Genomic DNA, 22,309 nt, shown 5'->3' on the forward strand with positions numbered 1-22,309 from the left:
CACAAACGCGCTGGGCGGCGCGGCAGGAGGCAGGGTTTGATGAAATGGTTTGCAGGGATGTTGCTGGGCGGGTTGCTGCTGATCACGGCATCCGCGGCTGCCGAAGTGCCTGCAACGCCGCAGCCGCGGCAGCTGACCGTGGCCGATGGCCTGCCATCGAGCAACATCAACGCCTTCGCCGAGGACCTTACCGGTTACCTGTGGCTGGCCAGCCGTGACGGCCTGGCCCGTTACGACGGCCGCAACTACCGCATCTGGCGTGCCGAGAACGGCTTGCGCGACAACGTGGTGTGGAGCCTGCACACGGACAAGTCCAATCGTCTGTGGATTGGCACGCAGAACGCCGGACTGGTGATGTTGTCGCCGGACCGCCTCAAGTTCACCTTTTTCGACCAGCAGACCTATCCGCAGATTGGCAGCAATACGATCTGGGCCATCGCCTCCACGGCCGATGGCAATGTCTGGTTCGGTACCGCCACCGGTGGCCTGCACCGACTGGATCCGGAAGGCAACATCCGACGCTCCATGCCGATCGCAGGGGACGAACACAGCCTGCCGGCGGCGTCGGTGACCTACATGACGGTCACGCCCGATGGCAGTCTTTGGGTCGGCACCAAGGGCGGCCTGGCGCGTTGGAACGGCGCAGGCTTCGACCGGGTCAGCAGTGCGTTGTTGCCATCGCCGCGCATCAACGGCTTGAAGGTGGACAAGCAGGGCCGGCTGTGGGTGGCCACCAACGAGGGCGTTGTGCTGCGTCATGCCGACGGTCGTTTTGAAGCAGCCAGTTGGGCAGGTGCTGCACCAGGCGACGTATTCAACATGCTGCAGTATTCCGCCGACGGCAGCTATTGGCTGGATACCCGCTCGGGGCTGGGCCGCATCCGTAGCAGCGTGGTGCGCAATGTGCCGCTGTACAGCTCGCAGGAACGCGGAATCGTAAAGCCCAACTGGTCCAGTGCCTACGAGGATCGCGAAGGCGGCCTGTGGTTCGCCAGCACCAATGCTGGCCTATGGCATCTGCCGCCGAGCTGGCGACAGTTCTCGGTGCTGTCGCGGCATCTGGATGATCCCGCCTCGCTGCGCAATCCCTATGCGCTGGCGCTGGCGCCATCCGCCTCCGGTGGCATCTGGGTGGTCGGTACGCGCGGTGCCCTGGATCGACTGGATCCGGGCACCGGCGATGTCCAGCATCACCTGCAGGCGGTTGATGGCACCAACTGGCCGCAATCGGTGGTGGAGGACGCGCGTGGCAAGGTCTGGATTGGCAGCCTCGATGCGCTGGTGCGCTATGACCCGCGCGACGGTGCCGTGCAGCGCTGGCACAGCGGTGACGGCAAGGATGCGGCGATGGTCGGCGATGCCGATATCGTGCGCAGCTGTGATGGCGGACGGATCTGGATCTACTCCGAAGACGGGGGCATGCAGCAGCGGGATGCCGATGGGCGTGTGCTGCTGCAGCTGCAGCCGGGGCAGGCCGGCGTGCCGGAAGTGCTGGTGGAAGACATGCAGTGTGGCCCGGGCGATCACCTGTGGTTGGCGGCCGGCACCGGCCTCCACGCCTGGCAGTCACAGAGCGGGCGCTTCACGCCGGTGCCGGGCGGACCAGCGGGACGGGTGTCCACCTTCAATGTCACCGATACCGGCGTGGTCTGGATCGCTGGCCTGGGGCGCATGGACCGCTATCTGTGGGATGGGCAGCGGATGACGCTGCTGGATCGGGTGGGCGCCGAGCAGGGCTTCCCGATGCTGGCGGCGACCGGCCTGCTGGTCGATGCCGAAGGCGTGGCGTGGGCGATCAGTGCGCGCGGCCTGATCCGCATTGATCCGGCCAATCGTTCGGTGCGCCTGTATGGCGTGCATGATGGCCTGCCAGGGCAGGAGTTCCGTCGCCGTTCGCTGGTACAGGCGCGCAGCGGCCAGCTTGCCGGTGGCACGCCCGATGGCGTGGTGTTGTTCGATCCCGATCAGGTCAAGCCTTCGACCCGTCGGCCGCCGTTGATCATCGAACGGGTCAGCGTGCGCCGTGGTGACAAGGAGCGTGACATCACGCTCGAGTCGCCGCTGCAGATCCTCGATGGCGACCGTGATCTGCGCATTGCGGCGCGATTGCTCTCCTTCGCCGACTCGGCCACCAATACCTATCGCTTCCGTCTGGCCGGCTACGACCCGGACTGGGTGGATGTCGGGGCCAGTGGCGATCGGGTGTTCTCACGGCTGCCGCCGGGACGCTATCAGCTGGAAATCCAGGCGGCAACGTCGGACAACGTCTGGTCACCGGTGCAGACGTTGGCGTTCCGGGTGCAGCCACCCTGGGTGCGCAGTCCGGCCGGCGTGATGACGTTCCTCGTGCTTGGCGTGGCACTGACCCTGGGGGGCGCCTGGCTGTACCAGCGGCGTCTGCGCAGGCGCAATGAATGGCAGTTGGCACGCCACAAGCAGGAGCTGGCCGAACAGGCCTCGCTGGCCAAGACGCGCTTCCTGGCGACGCTTGGGCATGAGGTGCGGACGCCGATGACCGGTGTGTTGGGCATGAGCGAGCTGTTGTTGGCCACGCCACTGGATGAGCGCCAGCGCGGCTATACACAGTCGATCCGCCGCGCCGGCGAACACCTGTTGCGGCTGGTCAACGATGCATTGGATCTGGCCCGCATCGAGGCTGGTCGGCTGGAACTGCAGAATCAACCGCTGGAGCTGCGGCAGCTGCTTGAAGACGTGCGTGGGCTGATGGAGCCGCTGGCACAACGACGCGGGCTGGCCTTTGATTTTGACAATGACGCATCGCCGCGGACGCGATTGACCGGCGATGTGATGCGACTCAGGCAGATCCTGCTCAATCTGCTCGGCAATGCGATCAAGTTCACCAGCCGTGGTTCGGTGAGCCTGCGCGTACGCCTGCAGGAAGGGGGCAAGGGCGTGCGTTTCGAGGTCAGCGACACCGGCCCCGGGATCAGTGCCGAGCAACAGCAGCGCCTGTTCCGCCGTTTCGAACAGGCGGACGGCGCACGTACCGCAGCACGCTACGGCGGCAGCGGCCTGGGCCTGGCCATCTGCAATGAGTTGAGCATGGCAATGGGCGGCAGCATCGATGTGGAGAGCAGCCTGGGCGAGGGCACGCGTTTCATCGTCGACCTGCCGCTGGCCTGGGAAGTGCCGCCGACCTCGATGGATGATGACGCTGGCAACAACACCTGGATGAACCTGCCGCCGCAGCGCGTGCTGCTGGTGGAGGATGACCCGACCATTGCCGCGGTTATCCGTGGTTTGCTGGAAGTGCACGGACATGGTGCGGTGCATGCGGCACATGGTCTGGCGGCGCTGGCCGAGTTGTCCAGCCAGGAGTTCGATGTGGCGTTGCTGGATCTGGACCTGCCCGGCATCGACGGTTTTGGGCTGGCCCGGCAGTTGAAGACGATGGGCTACGAAATGCCATTGATCGCCGTGACCGCGCGTTCCGATGGCGAGGCCGAACCACTGGCGCGCGAAGCAGGCTTCGCCGACTTCCTGCGCAAGCCGGTGACCGCGCAGATGCTGCTGGAGGCCATTGCCGGGGTACTTGACGCGCAGCGTCGGCAACAGGCGCAGGCCGCACAGGATTGAGGCGGGCGACTATTCGGCGACCTCTTCAACCGCGCGCGGATGCGGGCGGTTGTCGGGCAACTGCCAGAACACCAGGGTCGAACTGAGGGTGATGGCACCCACGCACAGGAAGGTGGCATGCAGCGCCGCGGTTGCGCCGTGGCCGCTCAAATGTTCGCCAAAGGCCGCCAGCAGGCTGCCCGCGGTCGCGGCGCCAAAGCCGGTAGCCAGCATCATCACCATCGACAACAGGCTGTTGCCGCTGCTGGCCTGATGCGTGTCCAGGTCGCGCAGGGTAACGGTGTTCATTACGGTGAACTGCATTGAATTCACCGCGCCGAAGATCGCCAGCTGGGTAAGCCGCAACCACAAGGGCTGCTCGGCGGTGATCAGGGCGAAACTGGCCATCGCCAGGCCCACGCAGACGGTGTTGATCATCAGGATGCGGCGGTAGCCAAAACGTTCCACCAGCGTCACCGCAGCGCGCTTGGCGGCCATGCCGGACAACGCCACCGGAATCATCATCATGCCGGCGGTCATCGGGCTCAGGCCCATGCCCACCTGCAGCAGCAGCGGAATCAACAAGGGCATCGCCCCGCTGCCGATGCGCGAGAACAGGTTGCCGAGGATGCCGATGCGGAAGCTGATCACCTTGAACAGGCTGAGCGGAAACAGCGCACTGGCCGCGCTGGCGGCATGCAGCCAATAGCCCGCCAATGCGGCGATGCCAACCACGGCCAGCAACAGCACCACGGCGTGCGCCGAGTTGACCGCCGAGACGCCGTCCAATGCCAGCGACAGGGCGATCATGCCGAACGCAAGCATCAGGTAGCCGGCCAGATCGAAGCGCTGTTTCCGCTGGCCATAGTGGTCGGGCATGATTTTCAGCGCGGCGACGAAGCCGATCACGCCGATTGGCAGGTTGATCAGGAAGATCCAATGCCAGGAAGCGACCTCCACCAGCCAGCCGCCGAGGGTCGGGCCCAGCAGGGGGCCGATCAGCGCGGGGATGGCGATGAAGCTCATCGCCGAGAGGAATTGTTCGCGTGGCACCGAGCGCATCACCGCCAGGCGGCCCACCGGCAGCAGCATCGCGCCGCCTATGCCCTGCAGCACGCGCGACGCCACCAGCCACTGCAGCGTCGGTGACAGTGCACAGGCCAGTGAGCCCAGGGTGAACAGCACGATTGCGCCGAGGAAGGTGCGGCGCGTGCCGAAGCGGTCGGCGATCCAGCCCGATGCGGGGATGAAAGTGGCCACTGCCAGTGCATAGCTGAACACCACCGACTGCATCTGCAACGGGCTTTCGCCCAGGCTGCGTGCCATCGCCGGCAAGGCCGTGTTGACGATGGTCGAGTCCAGCATCTGCATGAAAATGGCCAGCGACACCAGCCATAGCAGGGGTTTCTGGGCAGAGCTGGCGGGCAGGGGGAGCGGGGGAGCGGGGGACATCAGGACGGCTCGCGCACAGGCAGGCCTTCATCGTCCTCCGATGCGTGTGCAGATGCCGCGTAGATCAATCGCCGCCGCCAATGGTGTACAGGGTTGATCCGGAATCGTCAGGGTTCCGGCTCAGCATGATGGTGGAGTTGAGTTCGCCGATGGTGATGCTCCAGCTGTCCTCGTCAATGCGCTCCATCTTGCAGTTGGTTGGGATGCCAGGGTTGTTGCGCGCCCGCGGTGCGCAGTTGCGCTCGCTGATCGGGCCTATTTTCTCTACTGCCTTCTGCAGCGGAACTGCAAGTACCAGTGTGCGGTTGCCGTACATTTCGGCCAGCGTTTCGCGGGTCTCGATGACCGGCAAGCCGTACAGTGTCACCAATCCGGGCTTGATCCTGGCGCTGGCATCGTACGAGGTGTCCTGCATGGCATCGGTGCCGACGGATTCGGTGCTGCAGCGGTCGAGCGAAAGGCGGGTGATGTACGGCCGCCAGCGTGGTGCGATTTCTTCCGCTCGCGCAATGCGGATCTGTTTGCAGCTGGTCGGGAAGTCCATCGGTCCGGTGCTGAAAATGGTCAGCTGTGCGACTTCAGGAAACGCGGCCAGCGTCGGGAAGTCATCCTCGCCCAACTGCAGTGGCGGTGGTGCAGCACTTGCTGCGAGTGGCGCAGCGATTGCCAATGCCAACAGCAGAGACTTGCAAGGTTTGGACATGGGACGTGGGCCTGATGAGGGGCGCCCAGCGTCCGGGCCCGGAAGATTGAAGTCAAGCTTCCGGGCCTTCGGACCTCAGCGGCGGCTGAGGCGATGCACCGCATCCACCAGCACGGCGACGTGCTCGGGGTTCATGTCCGGCGACATGCCGTGGCCGAGGTTGAATACATGGCCTTCGCGCGAGCCGCCATTGCCGGCGGCATAGCTGTCCAGCACCTTGCCGACTTCGCGGCTGATCGCATCGGGCGAGCCGTACAGCGTGGTCGGGTCCAGGTTGCCCTGCAGCGCGACCTTGCCGCCGGCTGCGCGTGCAGCGTCTTCCAGCGAGATGGTCCAGTCCACGCCCACGCCTTCAGCGCCGCTGGCGGCCAGCTCGGCGACGTACTGGCCGGTGCCCTTGCCGAACAGGATCAGCGGGGTGCGCTCGGCGCCGTCGCCGCGCTTGAGCTCGCTGGCGATGCGGTTGAGGTAACGCAGCGAGAACTCGCGGTACATCGCCGGGCCGAGCACGCCGCCCCAGGTGTCGAACACCTGCAGGGCCTGCGCACCGGCCGCGCGCTGTGCCGACAGGTAGGCGATGACCGCATCGGTCACCACCTCCAGCAGCTGGTGCAGGGCCTTGGGCTCGTTCAGCGCCATTGCCTTGATGCGGGCGAAATCCTTGCTGCCGCCGCCTTCGATCATGTAGCAGGCCAAGGTCCATGGGCTGCCGGAGAAACCGATCAGCGGCACCTTGCCGTCCAGCTCGCGGCGGATCAGGCGCACCGCGTCCATCACGTAGCGCAGTTCGGTCTCCATGTCCGGCACCGCCAGCTTGGCGACCGCGGCGGCATCACGCACCGGATGCTTGAACTTGGGGCCTTCGCCATCGACGAAGTACAGGCCCAGGCCCATGGCGTCCGGCACGGTGAGGATGTCCGAGAACAGGATGGCGGCATCCAGGTCGAAGCGCTCCAGCGGCTGCAGGGTTACTTCGCAGGCGACTTCCGGGTTCTTGGCCATGCCCAGGAAGCTGCCGGCGCGGGCACGGGTGGTCCGGTACTCCGGCAGGTAGCGGCCGGCCTGGCGCATCAGCCAGACGGGGGTGTAGTCCACGGGCTCGCGGCGTAGGGCGCGCAGGAAGCGGTCATTGCGAAGTGGGCTGGTCACATGGAACTCCTGGGTAAGAACCGCAGGCGCGCTGCGGCGCACCTGCGAGGAATGCGGAAATCAGGGCGCGGGCTGGCCGGCGGTGAACATCACCTGGAAGCCTTTCTTGATCTGGCCGTCGCGGGCCTTCTCGAAGGCATGCACGGCCTCGTCGTGCTGCAGGAACAGTTCGCGGCGCAGCTGGATGCGGCCACCGGTCTGGCCGCTTTCACGCAGCAACTCCCAGCCGCCGAGCAGATCCGGCACCAGGGACAGTTGAACGTAGCGGGGGGCTTCATTGCCGCTGGGCGGCTGTTGCAGTAGGACGCGCATGGCGGCGATTGTAGCCGTTGTGCGGGTTTTGGGCTGGTTTTGGGGGCCGCGTCCTCCTTCTCCCGGCGGGAGAAGGTGCCGGAAGGGCGGATGAGGGTGCGGGCGAAGCCCCATGCTCTTTTGACGCCATCAGGCTTCGCCCGGACCCTCACCCCAACCCCCGCTACGCGCCCCCGACCCTTGCGCCAGCGCAAGGGCGTTCAATGGGCAGCGAACCAGTGGTTCGCAAGCTGCCCCTTTCACCCCGCAGGGAGAGGGGCTTCAGAGCGCGGTGGTCGACTTGCCGCTCAGCCCTGCCGCAGCACCGCCAACACCGCCGCTTCATCCACATCCGGCACCACCTCGGCCTTGCCGATGCCGCGCCAGAGCACCAGCCGCAGGCGGCCGGCGATGTTCTTCTTGTCCAGCCGCATATGTCCCAGCAAGGCCTCGGCATCCAGGCCGGCGGGGATGCGGGTTGGCAGGCCGTAGGCCTGCAGCAGTTCACGCAGGACCTCGGTATCGGCCGCATCGGCCATGCCCAGCGCGGCCGACAACTGCGCTGCCAGCACCATGCCGACCGCCACCGCCTCGCCATGGTTGAGGTTGTCGTTGCCCGGCGCGCCATAGCCCTGTGCGGTTTCGATGGCATGGCCGAAGGTGTGGCCGAGGTTGAGCAGGGCACGCTCGCCTTTTTCCAGCGGATCGCGGGCGACGATCTCGGCCTTGTGCTCACAGCTGCGGGCGATGGCCTGGGCCAGCGCGCTGTCGTCACCGGCCAGCAGCGCCTCGCGTTCGGCCTGCAGCCACTGGAAGAACAGCGGGTCGCGGATGGCGCCGTACTTGATGACTTCGGCCAGGCCGGCGCGCAGCTCGCGCAGCGGCAGGCTGCGCAGGGCGGCGGTATCGGCCACCACCGCGCGCGGCGGATGGAAGGCGCCGACCAGGTTCTTGCCCTGCGGGATGTCCACCGCGGTCTTGCCGCCTACCGAGGAATCGACCATCGACAGCAGGGTGGTCGGCAGCTGCACGCAGTCGACCCCGCGCATCCAGCAGGCGGCGGCAAAGCCGGCCAGGTCGCCGACCACGCCGCCACCCAGGGCCAGCACGCAGGCGTCGCGGGTGGCGCCCAGGGTCGCCAATGCATTGATTGCGCCGCTGAAGTTTTCCAGCGTCTTGGAGGCTTCCCCGGCGGGGATGATGAACTGGCCGATCTTCAGGTCGGGGCGGGCTGCCAGCAGCGCGGTCTGCACCTGGGCCAGGTATAGCGGTGCGACGGTGTCGTCGCTGACCAGCAGTACATGGCGGCCACGGATGGCGCCGGCCAGTGTCTGCGCCTGGGACAGCAGGTCCGGGCCGATATGGATCTGGTAGGGGTGGTCGCCGCCGACGGCGACGGTGCGGGTGGGGGCGGTCATGCGGGTGGGTTCCAGGATCTGCCATTGCGCGACAAGCCGGGTTACGGTGTGCGCGGTGGCATCGGCGGGGGTATAGAGGTCGGTATCGATGATCAGGTCGGCTACTTCGCGGTAAAGCGGATCGCGGATGCCAGCCATGGTGTGCAGCACCTGTTCGCGGTCCTCGCGCTGCAGCAGGGGGCGGGTCTTGTCGCGGTGCAGCCGCGCCAGTTGCGAGGCCACGCTGACCCGCAGGTAGACCACGAAGCCGTGCTGGCGGATGTGCCGGCGATTGTCCGGATCCAGCACGCAACCGCCGCCGGTGGAAATCAATTGGCCGCTGCCGGCCAACAGGCGGGTCAGTACCCGCTTTTCATGGGCACGGAAGCCGGCTTCGCCGACGTTCTCGAATATGGCCGGGATGCTGGAGCCCACGTCGTCGACGATGGCCTGGTCGGCATCCACGAATACCAACCCAAAGCGCTCGGCGAGGCGGCGGCCGATGCTGGTTTTGCCGGCGCCCATGGGGCCGACCAGGATGAGATTGGGGGCGGGATTCATTACCGGAAGATGCTAGCACCTCGTGTCAGTGCCTTAACACGGTAGCAGCCAAGCTCGGAAGTTCCACGAATGGTTCGTGGTGCAACCAAGGAGTTGGACATGTCAGTGGCGAAAATCATTGAAGTCAGCGCGGCCTCCAAAACCAGCGTCGAGGATGCGGTACGTAGCGGCATCAAGAAGGTGGCCGAGACGGTCAAGGGCATCCAGGGTGCGTGGGTCAACGAGACCAAGGTTGTCACCGATGGCGATGGCAACATCATCGAATGGCGGGTCAACCTGCGGATCACCTTCCTGGTGCAGTGATCGCGCCGCGCGTTGTTGCGCGAGCGCCGGCAACGGTTCGGCGGCGCTATCGCCGTCGAGCTGTTCCTGCGGGGTGATCCGGCCTTGCCAGCCGCAATGCTTCAATCCGCGGTGTCGGCCAATGGTTGCCGTTGCGCGTCCAGCGCGATGACCCGGTCGGCGATGCCCGGCAGGGTACGCAGTGCCTGCCGGCTGATGCGTTCGTAGAACTGCACGAAACGCTCCAGCTGCGCACGGGTCATGCTGCTGCGGCCGGGTGAGGCCTGCTGCAGGGCTTGTTCCTGCTGCCAGCGCCAGTGCGGCACCACCGCGAAGCTGGGTGGTTGCAGCATCCACAGCCGGTCAAAGCGCCGCCACAAGGCCGGGTAGTGTTCGGCCAGCGCCTGGTTGCACCAGCGTCGCCAGGTGCCGTCGGCATCGGCGTCGCGCTCCAATGCGTTCAATGGCATCTGCAGGGCAGCATCGGTTTCAGCCGGGGTGCCCAGGAACCAGCCTTCGAATACCAGCAGGTCGAGGGGTTGTTCGATTCTTTTCCACTGCGCTTCCGGCACGCGTTCGTCGGCGAGCTTGTCGAAACGCGGCAACAGGAAGCCTTGGCCTGCCTTGGCCGCATCCAACGTGGCCAGCGCCAGTGCCAGGTCATGTGTTCCCGGTGGCCCGCGTGTGGCAAGCAAGGGGTGCACGCGATCGGCCAGCCGTTGCCGTTGCGCACGGGTCAGGTAGGTGTCGTCGATGGACACGGCGGCGGCGCACAGGCCGCGCGTGCGTGCCAGATCCACGATCTGTGCTGCCAGCGTTGACTTGCCGCTGCCCTGTACGCCGCTGATCGCCAGTACCGGCGTAGCGTCGGCACTGGCCAATGCATCATCCAGCGCCTGTGCAACCAGTGCCGGCGCGAAGCGGCGTTGGGAAAAACTGTGCGGAACGGGGGACATGCCGCCACAATAGCCCAAACACGTGCCCTACGAAGCAGGACCATGACCAATCTTTACGCAGAAGCGCTTTCGACTTTCGCCGCATTGTTTGAAGAGGCCAAGGCTGGCAGAGAGATCGATGCCACCGCGATGACCGTCGCGACCGTGGACATCGATGGCCGGCCATCGGCACGCACCGTGCTGCTCAAGGCTTTCGACGAGCGTGGCTTCGTGTTCTACACGCATCTGGATAGCCGCAAGGGCCGCGAGCTGCATGACAACCACGCGGCGGCACTGCTGTTCCTGTGGCGCAGCCTCCGCGAGGCCGGCATCCAGGTACGCATTGAAGGTGATGCGCAGCTGGTAACCGCGGCCGAATCCGATGCTTACTTCGCCAGCCGCCCGCGCATGAGCCAGATTGGTGCCTGGGCGTCGGTGCAATCGCAGCCGCTGGCTTCGCGCGAGGAGTTCGAGCAGCGTCTGGCCGGTTTCGAACAGCGCTTTGAAGGCCGTGAGGTACCACGCCCGGAGGGTTGGGGTGGGGTGCGTATCGTGCCGCGGCGCATCGAGTTCTGGTACGGCGCCGATTTCCGCCTGCACGAACGCTGGTGCTACGAAGCCGACGCCGCAGGCGAGTGGGGCAAGCGGATGCTGTATCCATGAATACAGCCGGCCCCGTGATCCGTCGCGCGCTGGCCAGTGACTGGCCGGCATGGGCGCAGCTGCGACGCGCGCTGTGGCCGGACTGCGGGACCGAGCTGGCCGAGCTGCAACAGTTGCTGCAAGAAGGTGGCACCGTGCTGCTTGCCTTCGACCAGGACCGGTCGGTGGGTCTGGCCGAAGCCAATCTGCGCCATGACTATGTCAATGGCACGGCCAGCTCACCGGTGGGATTTCTGGAAGGCTGGTACGTGGTCGAGGCGTTGCGTGGCAAGGGCATCGGGCGTGCGCTGGTAGCCGAGGTTGCCCGCTGGGCAGTTGCGCAGGGATGCAATGAGCTGGCATCGGACACGGCCCTGGACAATGCGGTGGCGCAAGCCGCACATCTGGGCAGCGGCTTCACCGAGACCGAGCGGGTGATCTATTACCGCATGCCGTTGGACGGCCCGGCGGCATGAAGCTGCAGCCGGTCTACCGCATTACCGTATTCGTGCCGCCGGCGGATCTGGCGCGGTTGAAGCAGGGCATTCTTGCCGTTGATGATCTTGCCGCAGGCGGTTACGCCGAGGGTATGTGGGAGAGCGCTGCCGATGAGCAGTATCGGGTACTGCCCGGCACCCGCAGCGTGCAGGGGCAGGGCGGTGAACGGGTGCAGCAGCCGACGGTGCGGCTGGAGTTCTGCATAGCACGTGATGCACAGCGCCTGCAGCGCTTGCTGCACGCGATTGCCGCGCATCACCCATGGAATAGCCCGGCGGTTTTCGTCGATACAACGGAGTTTGCCGTCGCATGATCGGCCCGCGTCGCATTGTCTGCCTTACCGAAGAACCTACCGAGACGCTGTATGCCCTGGGCTCGCAGGACCGCATCGTCGGCATCAGCGGTTTCACCGTGCGGCCGCCGCAGGCGCGCCGCGACAAGCCCAAGGTCAGCGCCTTCACCAGCGCCAAGGTCGGCGAGATCCTCAAGCTCAAGCCGGACCTGGCGATTGGCTTTTCCGACATCCAGGCCGATATCGCCGCCGAGCTGATCCGTAACGGAGTGGAGGTGTGGATTGCCAACCACCGCAGCGTGGCCGGCATCCTCGATTACATCCGCCGCCTGGGCGGGCTGGTGGGTGTGGCGGCCCGTGCCAACGCCTATGCCGACCAATTGCAGCGCGGATTGGATGCAATAGCCGCGCATGCGGCAAGGCTGCCGCAGCGCCCGCGCGTCTATGTCGAGGAATGGGATGAGCCCATCATCACCGGCATCCAGTGGGGTGCGGAGCTGGTGGAGATTGCCGGCGGCATCGATGTATTCCCGGAGTTGTCACGCGAGCCGCTGGCCAAGGCGCGCATCCTTGCCGATGGCGATCCGGTGATTGCGCGCAATCCAGACATCATCATCGGTTCCTGGTGCGGCAAGAAGTTCCGCCCGGAGCGGGTGGCCGCACGTCCGGGCTGGGAGGCGATCAATGCGGTGCGGGATGGCGAACTGCATGAGATCAAGTCGCCACTGATCCTGCAGCCCGGGCCAGCGGCGCTGACCGATGGCGTGCAGGCCATCGCGCAGATCATCAATCAATGGTCAAAGCGGGCAGGGGCCGTGTAGGAGCGGCGTAAGCCGCGAAGCTGGCAATGCGGGAAAGGCCGCAAAAGCTTACCCCTCCCCAACCCTCCCCTTTGCTGCGCAAAAGGGAGGGAGCAGAAGTGCATCGCCGTTTGGATGTGGGAGCGGCGTGAGCCGCGAAGCTGGCAATGCGGGAAAGGCCGCAGGAGCTTACCCCTCCCCGAACCCTCCCCTTTGCTGCGCAAAAGGGGGGGAGCAGAAGCGCATCGCCATTCGGATGTGGGAGCGGCGTATGCCGCGAAGCTGGCAATGCGGGAAAGGCCGTAAAAGCTTACCCCTCCCCAGCCCTCCCCCCTTTGCTGCGCAAAAGGGAGGGAGCAGAAGCGCATCGCCGTTCGGATGTGGGAGCGGCGTAAGCCGCGAAGCTGGCAATGCGGGAAAGGCCGCAAGAGCTTACCCCTCCCGAACCCTCCCCTTTGCTGCGCAAAAGGGAGGGGTGCACGCTCACCCCCTCGGTGCCAAGCCGGTATAGCGCGCACGCGGTCGTATCAAGGTGCCCAACGCCTGTTGTTCCAACGCATGCGCCAGCCAGCCGGTAAGCCGGGCAGTGGCGAACATCACCAGCGCATGTGCGCCCGGCAATTCGTAGACATAGCAGATGGCACCCAGCATGCCGTCGATGTTCGGCCGCTGCCCGCTGACTTCCTCGGTGGCCGCCAGCACCGCTTCCACATGGCGCATGCGTGGCGAATCGCCACAGCGTTCGCGTAGCTGCCGCAATACCTCCGCACCGCGCGGATCACCCTCGGGATACAGCAGATGATTGAAGCCCGGCAGCTCATCACCGCGGCGCCAGCGCTCGGCAATGAAGGTCGCTGGCGCGCCACTGGCTTCGGCATCCACCAGCAGGGCATGCGCGCGCGCGGTGGCGCCGCCATGGCGTGGCCCGGACAGCGCCGCCAGGCCCGCGCTCACCGTGGCATGCAGGTGCGCGCCGGTGGAGGCAACCACGCGCGCGGCAAACGCGGACACATTCAGTTCGTGATCGGCACACAGCACCAGCGCCGCACGCACCAGTTCGGCGAATGCCGCATCGCCCGGCACCCAGGCATCGGCAAGCAGCCGGTGCACGGGCCGCGTGTCCGCCGCGGTGCCGACCAGCAGGGCGGCGTTCTGCCGCAGCAACAAGGCGGCGACTTCGCGCCGGACCGGCGCAGCAGCATTGAGTGACTGGCGTTGCTCCAGGGCCAGCAGCGGGATGCAGGCCATGGTGCGTTCCACCGGCGGCAGGCTGGCGTCCAGTGCCAGGCCGGCAATGCGCTCGGGCCAGGCGGGCAGGGCGGTGCTGGTGAAGGGATTCTGCTCTTCGCACTCCCACAGCAGGCGGGCGATGTCCTCCAGCGTGGCGCCGGCCTGCGCCGCGGCTACGGCCGAACGGCCACGGTAATAAGGCGCATCCGGGCGGATCAGCGAGATGCGGGTTTCCAGCACCGGCAGGCCGCGATCCAGGCTCTGCGCCGCGCCGCGCTCGGCACCACGGCCGGCCCGTTTGCGCTGCGCCAGCCGTTCCACCTCCGCCCGCAGGTACACCCGGCTGCGGGCGGAGGGCCCGGGCCGCGAGCTCAGCTGGCCGCGGCTGACATAGGCATACAACGTGGCGGCGCTGATGCCGAGCAGGGCGCAGGCTTCGTTGGCGGGGATCAGTTCGGGGTCGAGGGCGTCGGACATGGCGTATTCAATAGGTTGATTTATTGAATCAAGATTGATCAATGCATCTGATGGTGCCAGATTAACCGTCACAGCGGAATGGCATGCTCGCCACCGCCCAGCCACAAGCCAGGAGCCAACCCATGAGTCTTTCTTCCGCCGGCGCCGCCTTCCGCGCCGCACTGGCCGCCGAATCCCCGCTGCAGGTGGTGGGTGCGATCAATGCCAACCACGCCCTGCTGGCCAAGCGCGCCGGTTACCGCGCCATTTACCTGTCCGGCGGCGGTGTTGCTGCCGGTTCGCTGGGGCTGCCGGACCTGGGCATCAACACGATGGAAGATGTGTTGATCGACGTGCGCCGCATCAGCGATGTCTGCGATCTGCCGTTGATGGTCGATATCGACACCGGTTTCGGCCCGAGCGCGTTCAACATCGCGCGCACGGTGAAGTCGCTGATCAAGGCCGGCGCCGCTGCCTGCCATATCGAAGACCAGGTTGGCGCCAAGCGCTGTGGTCACCGCCCGGGCAAGGAAATCGTCTCGCAGGGTGAAATGGTTGACCGCGTGAAGGCCGCCGCCGATGCCAAGACCGATCCGGACTTCTTCCTGATCGCCCGCACCGATGCCATCCAGATGGAAGGCGTGGACGCGGCCATCGAGCGCGCCCTGGCCTGCGTGGAAGCCGGTGCCGACGGCATCTTTGCCGAGGCGGCCTACGACCTGGAAACCTACAAGCGCTTCGCCGACGCGGTGAAGGTGCCGCTGCTGGCCAACATCACCGAATTCGGCGCGACGCCGCTGTTCAGCCGCGATGAGCTGGCCGCGGCCGGCGTGGCGATGCAGCTGTTCCCGCTGTCCGCGTTCCGTGCCGCCAACAAGGCCGCCGAGAACGTGTACGAAGCCATCCGCCGTGACGGCCACCAGCGCAATGTGGTGGACACCATGCAGACCCGCGAGGAACTGTATGACCGCATTGGCTACCACGCTTTCGAGGCGCAGCTGGACAAGGTATTCGCTGGCAAGGGTGCATGATGGGGCCTTTCCCGGCCACCTGAACCGCCATGGCAAGCACTTCGTCCCGAACCGCACGTGTCGATCGCCGAGAAACGGCGCGGCAGTTCCTGCAAAAGGAACTGGAGCAGTTGCCGCCGGAGGAGCGGTTGGTGGTGGAGCGCTTCATTTCGCGGCGCAAGGTCGCGCGCAACGTGGGGCAGGAATTCCACGCTGCCCGCAGCTTCGGTGAGCGGGTGGCCGACCGGGTGGCACAGGTAGGAGGAAGCTGGAGTTTCATCCTGTGCTTCTTCTTCCTGCTGCTGGTCTGGATGGTGGCCAACAGTTTCATGTTGGCCAAGGCCTTCGATCCCTATCCCTACATCCTGCTGAACCTGGTGCTGTCCTGCCTGGCGGCGGTGCAGGCGCCGATCATCATGATGAGCCAGAACCGGCAGGCGGCGGTGGACCGCATGCATGCCGAGAACGATTACCAGGTCAACATCAAGTCCGAACTTGAAGTACTGCAGATCCACGAAAAGCTCGACCTGCTGCGTTCGCAGGATTGGGCTTTGCTGGTTGAACAACAGAACCGCCAGATCGAGATGCTGCAACGGCTGCTGGAGCAGACCACGCGCGGCACCGATCGTAATCCTGATTGAAATCGTGAACCCGTTTTCCCGGAGGTAAACACCATGTCAGAGCAAACTGCCGCACCGGCGTTCAAGCCGAAGAAGTCCGTCGCCCTGTCCGGCACCGCTGCCGGCAACACCGCCCTGTGCACCGTTGGCCGCAGCGGCAACGACCTGCATTACCGTGGCTACGACATCCTGGACCTGGCCAACACCAGCGAGTTCGAGGAAATCGCCCACCTGCTGGTGCACGGCAAGCTGCCGAACAAGGCCGAGCTGCGCGCCTACAAGGCCAAGCTCAAGGCGTTGCGTGGCATCCCGGCAGCGGTGAAGGCTGCGCTGGAAGAGCTGCCGCCGTCGGCGCACCCGATGGATGTGATGCGCACCGGTGTTTCCGTGCTGGGCTGCGTGTCACCGGAAAAGGACGACCACAACCACCCGGGCGCGCGCGACATCGCCGACAAGCTGATGGCTTCGCTGGGTTCGATGCTGCTGTACTGGTACCACTGGAGCCACAACGGCAAGGTCATCGACGTGGAGACCGACGATGATTCGATCGGCGGCCATTTCCTGCACCTGCTGCACGGCGAACAGCCGCGCGAGTCCTGGGTCAAGGCCATGCACACCAGCCTGATCCTGTACGCAGAACACGAATTCAACGCCTCGACCTTCGCCTGCCGCGTCATCGCCGGCACCGGCAGTGACATGTACAGCGCCATCACTGGTGGTATCGGTGCGCTGCGCGGTCCCAAGCACGGTGGCGCCAATGAAGTCGCCTTCGAAGTGCAGAAGCGTTATGAAACGCCGGACGAAGCCGAGGCCGACATCAAGGCCCGCGTCGAGCGCAAGGAAGTGGTGATTGGTTTCGGTCACCCGGTCTACACCGTGTCCGATCCGCGCAACAAGGTGATCAAGGAGGTCTCGCGCGAGCTGTCGGCCGAGCAGGGGAACATGAAGATGTACGACATCGCCGAGCGTCTGGAGTCGGTGATGTGGGACATCAAGAAGATGTTCCCGAACCTGGATTGGTTCAGCGCTGTCAGCTACCACATGATGGGCGTGCCGACCGCGATGTTCACGCCCCTGTTCGTCATTGCGCGTACTGCGGGTTGGAGCGCGCACATCATCGAGCAGCGCATCGACGGCAAGATCATCCGCCCGAGCGCGAATTACACCGGTCCGGAAGACCAGACCTTCGTGCCGCTGGACAAGCGTGCGTAAAGCTCGCGGATAACCTCCCGCAAGCGAGACAAAGCCCCTCTCCCGCCTGCGGGAGAGGGGTTGGGGTGAGGGGAAGCTTCTAGCACGTGGAGTAGCTTTTCGCTTTTGGAAGAAGCCAAAGCCAAAGCCAAAGCTCCCCCCCATCCGCCCTTCGGGCACCTTCCCCCGCAGGCGGGAGAAGGGAAGCCACAGGTTCCATGTGTTGCTGTGTGGCTCATGCAATCGCAAGCAGCTGCGAGCAAAACCCAAAGCACACCAGTAAGCCCAGACCCTCACAGGCCAGCCATGAATACCGATTACCGCAAACACCTCGCCGGCAGCACGCTCGATTACTTCGACGCCCGCGCCGCAGTCGATGCCATCCAGCCCGGCGCCTACGCCGCGCTGCCCTATACCGCGCGCGTGCTGGCCGAAAACCTGGTGCGCCGCTGCAACCCGGCCACGCTCACCGATTCGCTCAAGCAGCTGATCGAGCGCAAGCGTGACCTCGATTTCCCCTGGTTCCCGGCACGCGTGGTCTGCCACGACATCCTCGGCCAGACCGCGCTGGTCGACCTGGCCGGCCTGCGTGACGCCATCGCCGACAAGGGCGGTGACCCGGCCAAGGTCAACCCGGTGGTGCCGGTGCAGCTGATCGTCGATCACTCGTTGGCGGTGGAATGTGGCGGCTACGATCCGGACGCGTTCGCCAAGAACCGCGCCATCGAAGACCGCCGTAACGAAGACCGCTTCCACTTCATCGACTGGACCAAGCTGGCCTTCGAGAACGTCGATGTGATTCCGCCGGGCAACGGCATCATGCACCAGATCAATCTGGAGAAGATGTCGCCGGTGATCTACCAGCAGGGCGGGGTGGCCTTCCCGGATACCTGCGTCGGCACCGACAGCCACACCCCGCACGTGGATGCCTTGGGCGTCATCGCCATTGGTGTTGGCGGTCTGGAAGCCGAGAACGTGATGCTGGGCCGCGCCTCATGGATGCGCCTGCCCGACATCATCGGCGTCAAGCTGACCGGCAAGCCGCAGCCGAACATCACCGCCACCGACGTGGTGCTGGCACTGACCGAGTTCCTGCGCAAGGAGCGTGTGGTCGGGGCCTGGCTGGAGTTCTTCGGTGAAGGCGCGGCTGCGCTGACCATCGGTGACCGCGCCACCATCTCCAATATGTGCCCGGAATACGGTGCGACCGCGGCGATGTTCTACATCGACCAGCAGACCATCGACTATCTGCGCCTGACCGGCCGCGACGAGGCCCAGGTGGCGCTGGTCGAGAACTACGCCAGGACCACCGGGCTGTGGGCCGACGCGCTGGAAACCGCGCAGTACGAGCGCGTGCTTGAGTTCGACCTGTCCAGCGTCGTGCGCAACATGGCCGGCCCCAGCAACCCGCACAAGCGCCTGTCGGTGTCGGATCTGGCCGAGCGCGGCATCGCCGACGAAGCCAAGCTGCAAAGCGGCCGGGGCGAGGAGGCCGAAGGCCTGATGCCCGACGGCGCGGTGATCATCGCTGCGATCACCAGTTGCACCAATACCTCCAACCCGCGCAACGTGATTGCCGCGGCGCTGCTTGCGCGCAACGCCAATGCGCGTGGCCTGACCCGCAAGCCGTGGGTGAAGTCGTCGCTGGCACCCGGCTCCAAGGCCGTGCAGCTGTACCTGGAAGAAGCTGGCTTGCTGCCGGATCTGGAGAAGTTGGGCTTCGGCATCGTCGCTTTCGCCTGCACCACGTGCAATGGCATGAGTGGCGCGCTGGATCCGAAGATCCAGCAGGAAATCATCGACCGCGACCTGTATTCGACCGCCGTGCTGTCGGGTAACCGCAACTTCGACGGCCGCATCCACCCGTATGCCAAGCAGGCCTTCCTGGCCTCGCCGCCGCTGGTGATCGCCTATGCCATCGCCGGTACCGTGCGTTTCGACATCGAGAAGGACGTGCTGGGCGTGGATGCCGATGGCAACGAGGTGCGCCTGAAGGACATCTGGCCGAGCGACGCCGAGATCGATGCGGTGGTGAAGGCCGCGGTGAAGCCGGAGCAGTTCCGCAAGGTCTACAACCCGATGTTCAACGTGCGCGTGGAGCATGGTGAGAAGGTCAGCCCGCTGTACGACTGGCGCCCGCAGAGCACCTATATCCGCCGTCCGCCGTACTGGGAGGGTGCATTGGCCGGTGAGCGCACGCTGCGTGGCATGCGCCCGCTGGCGGTGTTGCCGGACAACATCACCACCGACCACCTGTCACCGTCCAATGCCATCCTGCTGTCCAGCGCGGCCGGCGAATACCTGGCCAAGATGGGTTTGCCGGAAGAGGACTTCAACTCCTACGCCACCCATCGCGGCGATCACCTCACCGCACAGCGCGCCACCTTCGCCAACCCGAAGCTGTTCAACGAGATGGTGCGTAACGAAGACGGCAGCGTGAAGCAGGGTTCGCTGGCGCGGGTGGAGCCAGAAGGCAAGGTGATGCGCATGTGGGAAGCAATCGAAACCTACATGGAGCGCAAGCAGCCGCTGATCATCATCGCCGGTGCCGATTACGGCCAGGGCAGCTCGCGTGACTGGGCGGCCAAGGGCGTGCGCCTGGCGGGCGTGGAGGCGATTGCCGCCGAGGGTTTCGAGCGCATCCACCGTACCAACCTGATCGGCATGGGCGTGCTGCCGCTGGAGTTCAAGCCGGGTACCAACCGCAACACGCTGGGCATCGACGGCACCGAGACCTACGACGTGATCGGCCTGCGCACCCCGGGCACGGACCTGACCCTGGTCATTACCCGTCGCAACGGTGAGGTGCTGAAGGTACCGATGACCTGCCGTCTGGATTCGGACGAGGAAGTGGCGATCTACGAGGCCGGCGGCGTGTTGCAGCGCTTTGCGCAGGATTTCCTGGAGGGCACACAGGTAGCGTGAGCAAGACTTGGGGCTTTGCTGCCTCGTGGTTTGGCGTCGCCGCCGCAGGTTGTATACCTGTCGCGGTGGCTGCACGGCCGAGCATGCCGTGGTGTGGTGGGAATCGCGACGGATGGGCTGTGTCAGTCGTCGTTTGACAGATGCTCGGAGCTTGCACTTGAATCAGGACGCCCCTTCTTCCATGCCCAGACGCTCATGAAACCTGCGATTCCACGTTGCCTGTTGCTGTCCCTGCTCGTGCTGTTGGGTACCAGCGCCTGTGCAACAGGTGGGCATGGCAAGCGCAACCAGCAGGACCTCATCCGGGGCGCATTCCAGTCGCCCGACAAGATCTATCTGCTCGGTGATGCGCGCGACTACGAGATCAAGCCTGAGGGCTTTGCCGCCTATCAGGCATTGGCGCAAAGCCCGCTGAAGGATGCGGTGCTGTGTGGTGGGATGGAGGCCAATCTGTGGTTTGGGCTGGATTCGGGGAAGCCCCAGCTTTTTGGACGTTACATGCTGTTGCTTGATGCCACGCGGATCACACCGGCCCAAGCCGAGACGTTCCGGCTGACGTCGCTGCAGGTGGATACCCGCGCGCCCATGCGCGACCAGCCCTGGGCCTATCGCGTCGCCGCTGATCCGCGCTGCGGATTGCCGACGGGGCAACTGCAGCTGTACAGCGCAACTTTCGAAGGCGAGGGACGCGTGGTGCAACTGCAGGACCGCGAAGCCTTACTTGCCGCATCGGCGCTGCCGCAGCCACTACGGCTGAACCTGCGCTTGGAAGGGCGGGCGCTGGAGCAGTCCGGTCCGCTCGACTCGGTGGGCGCGGTGGTGACCGCGCCGATCTATCTGCTTGGCATCCTTTTCAGGACAAAAAGCCTGTAACTGTGGCCCGGTTGGGCCTGCAGGACAGTTGACCAAATTGATCGTTGTTGAAGATTGGAGATGACATGACCAGCACGCTGCCCCCCCAGATCAAGATCCCGGCCACCTATATGCGCGGCGGCACCTCCAAAGGCGTGTTCTTCCGCCTGGAAGACCTGCCGGCCCGCGCGCAGCAACCCGGCGTGGCCCGTGACCGCCTGCTGCAGCGGGTGATCGGTTCGCCCGATCACTATGCCAAGCACACCGACGGCATGGGCGGCGCTACCTCCAGTACCAGCAAGTGCGTGATCATCGCGCCCAGCAGCAAGCCCGATCACGACGTGGACTACCTGTACGGTCAGGTGTCGATCGATACCGACTTCGTCGATTGGTCCGGCAACTGCGGCAACCTGTCGACCGGCGCGGGTGCATTCGCGCTGCATGCAGGCTACATCGATCCGGCACGCGTCCCCGAGAACGGCATCTGCGCGGTGCGCATCTGGCAAGCCAACATCAACAAGACCATCATCGCCCACGTGCCCATCACCAACGGTCAGGTGCAGGAAACCGGTGACTTCGAACTGGACGGTGTTACTTTCCCGGCCGCGGAGATCGTGCTGGAGTTCATCGACCCGGCCGATGAGGGCGAAGGCGAGGGTGGTGGCGCGATGTTCCCCACCGGCAACCTGGTCGATGAGCTTGATGTGCCCGGCGTGGGCAAGCTGCAGGCGACGATGATCACTGCTGGCATTCCCACGGTGTTCGTCAACGCGCAGGACATCGGCTACACCGGTGCCGAGCTGCAACCCGCAATCAACGATGACAAGGCGGCGCTGGCAAAGCTCGAGGCTATCCGCGTTGCCGGCGCGCTGCGCATGGGCCTGATCAAGACACCTGAAGAGGCGCTCAAGCGCCAGCACACGCCCAAGGTCGCCTTCGTCGCGCCGCCGCAGGACTATCTGTCCAGCGGCAACAAGCAGATCCACGCCGGCGACATCGACCTCAATGCCCGCGCCATGTCGATGGGCAAGCTGCACCACGCGATGATGGGCACGGCCTCGGTCGCCATCGCCACGGCAGCGGCAGTGCCGGGCACCCTGGTCAACCTCGCCGCCGGTGGTGGTCAGCGCGATGCGGTGCGCTTTGGTCATCCGTCCGGGACGCTGCGCGTCGGTGCTGCGGTCGAATGGGTGGACGGCCAATGGACCGTCACCAAGGCGGTGATGAGCCGCAGTGCACGCATCCTGATGGAAGGCTGGGTACGCGTGCCCGGTGATGCGTTCTGAGGCCTTGCGCCGTCCAAGCCAGGATGAGCGCCTGAAGAAGCGTCGGGGCCGCTGAAATCAGCGGCCCTTTTGCTGTTGATGGCCCGCGTGGAGCGGGCGTTGTGCGGGAACAGGAATTCCAGACAAATCGCCTGCAGAAAGCGCACCGCTACACGGGCCTT

General features: G+C 65.4%; 19 protein-coding genes and 1 pseudogene. 12 read left to right on the forward strand and 8 right to left on the reverse strand.

All coding sequences use genetic code 11. The features are described 5' to 3' along the window. Nucleotides 1–39 precede the first annotated feature (39 nt). Nucleotides 40–3,597, forward strand: coding sequence for a hybrid sensor histidine kinase/response regulator (locus ACVOLQ_RS02855; RefSeq protein WP_481527000.1), 3,558 nt, complete (start codon nt 40–42; stop codon nt 3,595–3,597). 9 nt (nt 3,598–3,606) lie between these two features. On the opposite strand, the gene mdtD is transcribed toward ACVOLQ_RS02855, so the two are convergent. From mdtD to ACVOLQ_RS02885, 6 genes and pseudogenes are all read right to left on the reverse strand, one after another. Next, nucleotides 3,607–5,028 carry a multidrug transporter subunit MdtD gene (gene mdtD, locus ACVOLQ_RS02860; RefSeq protein ID WP_481527001.1) on the reverse strand — a complete coding sequence of 474 codons (1,422 nt, stop codon included), beginning with the start codon at nt 5,026–5,028 and terminating at the stop codon, nt 3,607–3,609. Between the two features lie 64 nt (nt 5,029–5,092). Then, nucleotides 5,093–5,731 (reverse strand): hypothetical protein, encoded by a 639-nt coding sequence (locus ACVOLQ_RS02865; RefSeq protein WP_313172936.1) that lies wholly within the window; start codon nt 5,729–5,731, stop codon nt 5,093–5,095. Between the two features lie 75 nt (nt 5,732–5,806). Continuing rightward, nucleotides 5,807–6,880 (reverse strand): uroporphyrinogen decarboxylase, encoded by a 1,074-nt coding sequence (gene hemE, locus ACVOLQ_RS02870; RefSeq protein ID WP_481527002.1) that lies wholly within the window; start codon nt 6,878–6,880, stop codon nt 5,807–5,809. Nucleotides 6,881–6,940: 60 nt separating this feature from the next. Beyond that, nucleotides 6,941–7,192 (reverse strand): WGR domain-containing protein, encoded by a 252-nt coding sequence (locus ACVOLQ_RS02875; protein WP_293716036.1) that lies wholly within the window; start codon nt 7,190–7,192, stop codon nt 6,941–6,943. A gap of 287 nt (nt 7,193–7,479) precedes the next feature. Next, complete coding sequence (gene aroB / locus ACVOLQ_RS02880) at nt 7,480–8,589, reverse strand: 3-dehydroquinate synthase (RefSeq protein WP_481527047.1); 1,110 nt, start codon at nt 8,587–8,589, stop codon at nt 7,480–7,482. Nucleotides 8,590–8,607: 18 nt separating this feature from the next. Continuing rightward, a pseudogene (locus ACVOLQ_RS02885) lies at nt 8,608–9,129 on the reverse strand (shikimate kinase); the annotation flags it as partial. 99 nt (nt 9,130–9,228) lie between these two features. Here ACVOLQ_RS02885 and ACVOLQ_RS02890 point away from each other — a divergent pair. Continuing rightward, nucleotides 9,229–9,432 carry a dodecin family protein gene (locus tag ACVOLQ_RS02890; protein ID WP_313172938.1) on the forward strand — a complete coding sequence of 68 codons (204 nt, stop codon included), beginning with the start codon at nt 9,229–9,231 and terminating at the stop codon, nt 9,430–9,432. Nucleotides 9,433–9,533: 101 nt separating this feature from the next. Here the strand turns inward: ACVOLQ_RS02890 and ACVOLQ_RS02895 are convergent, their stop codons facing one another. Continuing rightward, nucleotides 9,534–10,367, reverse strand: a complete 834-nt coding sequence (locus ACVOLQ_RS02895; protein ID WP_313172939.1) for a kinase — start codon at nt 10,365–10,367, stop codon at nt 9,534–9,536. A gap of 42 nt (nt 10,368–10,409) precedes the next feature. Between ACVOLQ_RS02895 and pdxH the strand changes: the two genes are divergently transcribed. Genes pdxH through ACVOLQ_RS02915 form a run of 4 tightly spaced genes read left to right on the forward strand, consistent with a single transcriptional unit; the run spans nt 10,410 to nt 12,599 of the window. Beyond that, nucleotides 10,410–11,009: a pyridoxamine 5'-phosphate oxidase gene (pdxH, locus tag ACVOLQ_RS02900; RefSeq protein WP_313172940.1), complete on the forward strand. Its 600-nt coding sequence runs from the start codon at nt 10,410–10,412 to the stop codon at nt 11,007–11,009. Beyond that, nucleotides 11,006–11,464 carry an aminoglycoside 6'-N-acetyltransferase gene (gene aac(6') / locus ACVOLQ_RS02905; protein ID WP_481527003.1) on the forward strand — a complete coding sequence of 153 codons (459 nt, stop codon included), beginning with the start codon at nt 11,006–11,008 and terminating at the stop codon, nt 11,462–11,464. The genes pdxH and aac(6') overlap by 4 nt, the downstream gene beginning before the upstream one ends. Continuing rightward, nucleotides 11,461–11,799 carry a YqfO family protein gene (locus ACVOLQ_RS02910; protein WP_481527004.1) on the forward strand — a complete coding sequence of 113 codons (339 nt, stop codon included), beginning with the start codon at nt 11,461–11,463 and terminating at the stop codon, nt 11,797–11,799. The genes aac(6') and ACVOLQ_RS02910 overlap by 4 nt, the downstream gene beginning before the upstream one ends. Next, nucleotides 11,799–12,599, forward strand: coding sequence for a cobalamin-binding protein (locus tag ACVOLQ_RS02915; RefSeq protein ID WP_481527048.1), 801 nt, complete (start codon nt 11,799–11,801; stop codon nt 12,597–12,599). The genes ACVOLQ_RS02910 and ACVOLQ_RS02915 overlap by 1 nt, the downstream gene beginning before the upstream one ends. A 462-nt stretch (nt 12,600–13,061) precedes the next feature. On the opposite strand, the gene ACVOLQ_RS02920 is transcribed toward ACVOLQ_RS02915, so the two are convergent. Then, nucleotides 13,062–14,285: a citrate/2-methylcitrate synthase gene (locus ACVOLQ_RS02920; protein ID WP_313172943.1), complete on the reverse strand. Its 1,224-nt coding sequence runs from the start codon at nt 14,283–14,285 to the stop codon at nt 13,062–13,064. A gap of 122 nt (nt 14,286–14,407) precedes the next feature. On the opposite strand from ACVOLQ_RS02920, the gene prpB reads away from it, so the two are divergent. The 6 genes from prpB to prpF all read left to right on the forward strand — a co-directional run bounded on the left by prpB (nt 14,408) and on the right by prpF (nt 22,148). Beyond that, on the forward strand, nt 14,408–15,295 hold the full coding sequence (gene prpB / locus ACVOLQ_RS02925; RefSeq protein WP_481527005.1) for a methylisocitrate lyase: 888 nt from the start codon (nt 14,408–14,410) through the stop codon (nt 15,293–15,295). Between the two features lie 29 nt (nt 15,296–15,324). Beyond that, nucleotides 15,325–15,915 carry a DUF1003 domain-containing protein gene (locus ACVOLQ_RS02930; protein WP_313172945.1) on the forward strand — a complete coding sequence of 197 codons (591 nt, stop codon included), beginning with the start codon at nt 15,325–15,327 and terminating at the stop codon, nt 15,913–15,915. Between the two features lie 33 nt (nt 15,916–15,948). Further along, nucleotides 15,949–17,106 carry a bifunctional 2-methylcitrate synthase/citrate synthase gene (gene prpC / locus ACVOLQ_RS02935; protein WP_481527006.1) on the forward strand — a complete coding sequence of 386 codons (1,158 nt, stop codon included), beginning with the start codon at nt 15,949–15,951 and terminating at the stop codon, nt 17,104–17,106. A 285-nt stretch (nt 17,107–17,391) separates the two neighbouring features. After that, on the forward strand, nt 17,392–20,010 hold the full coding sequence (gene acnD, locus ACVOLQ_RS02940) for a Fe/S-dependent 2-methylisocitrate dehydratase AcnD (protein WP_481527007.1): 2,619 nt from the start codon (nt 17,392–17,394) through the stop codon (nt 20,008–20,010). A 93-nt stretch (nt 20,011–20,103) separates the two neighbouring features. Beyond that, nucleotides 20,104–20,883, forward strand: a complete 780-nt coding sequence (locus tag ACVOLQ_RS02945) for a hypothetical protein (RefSeq protein ID WP_481527008.1) — start codon at nt 20,104–20,106, stop codon at nt 20,881–20,883. 65 nt (nt 20,884–20,948) lie between these two features. After that, entirely contained in the window at nt 20,949–22,148 is a 1,200-nt protein-coding gene (gene prpF, locus ACVOLQ_RS02950) for a 2-methylaconitate cis-trans isomerase PrpF (RefSeq protein WP_481527009.1), read from the forward strand. Nucleotides 22,149–22,309 lie beyond the last annotated feature (161 nt).

Source organism: Stenotrophomonas sp. STEN031 (assembly GCF_056759975.1).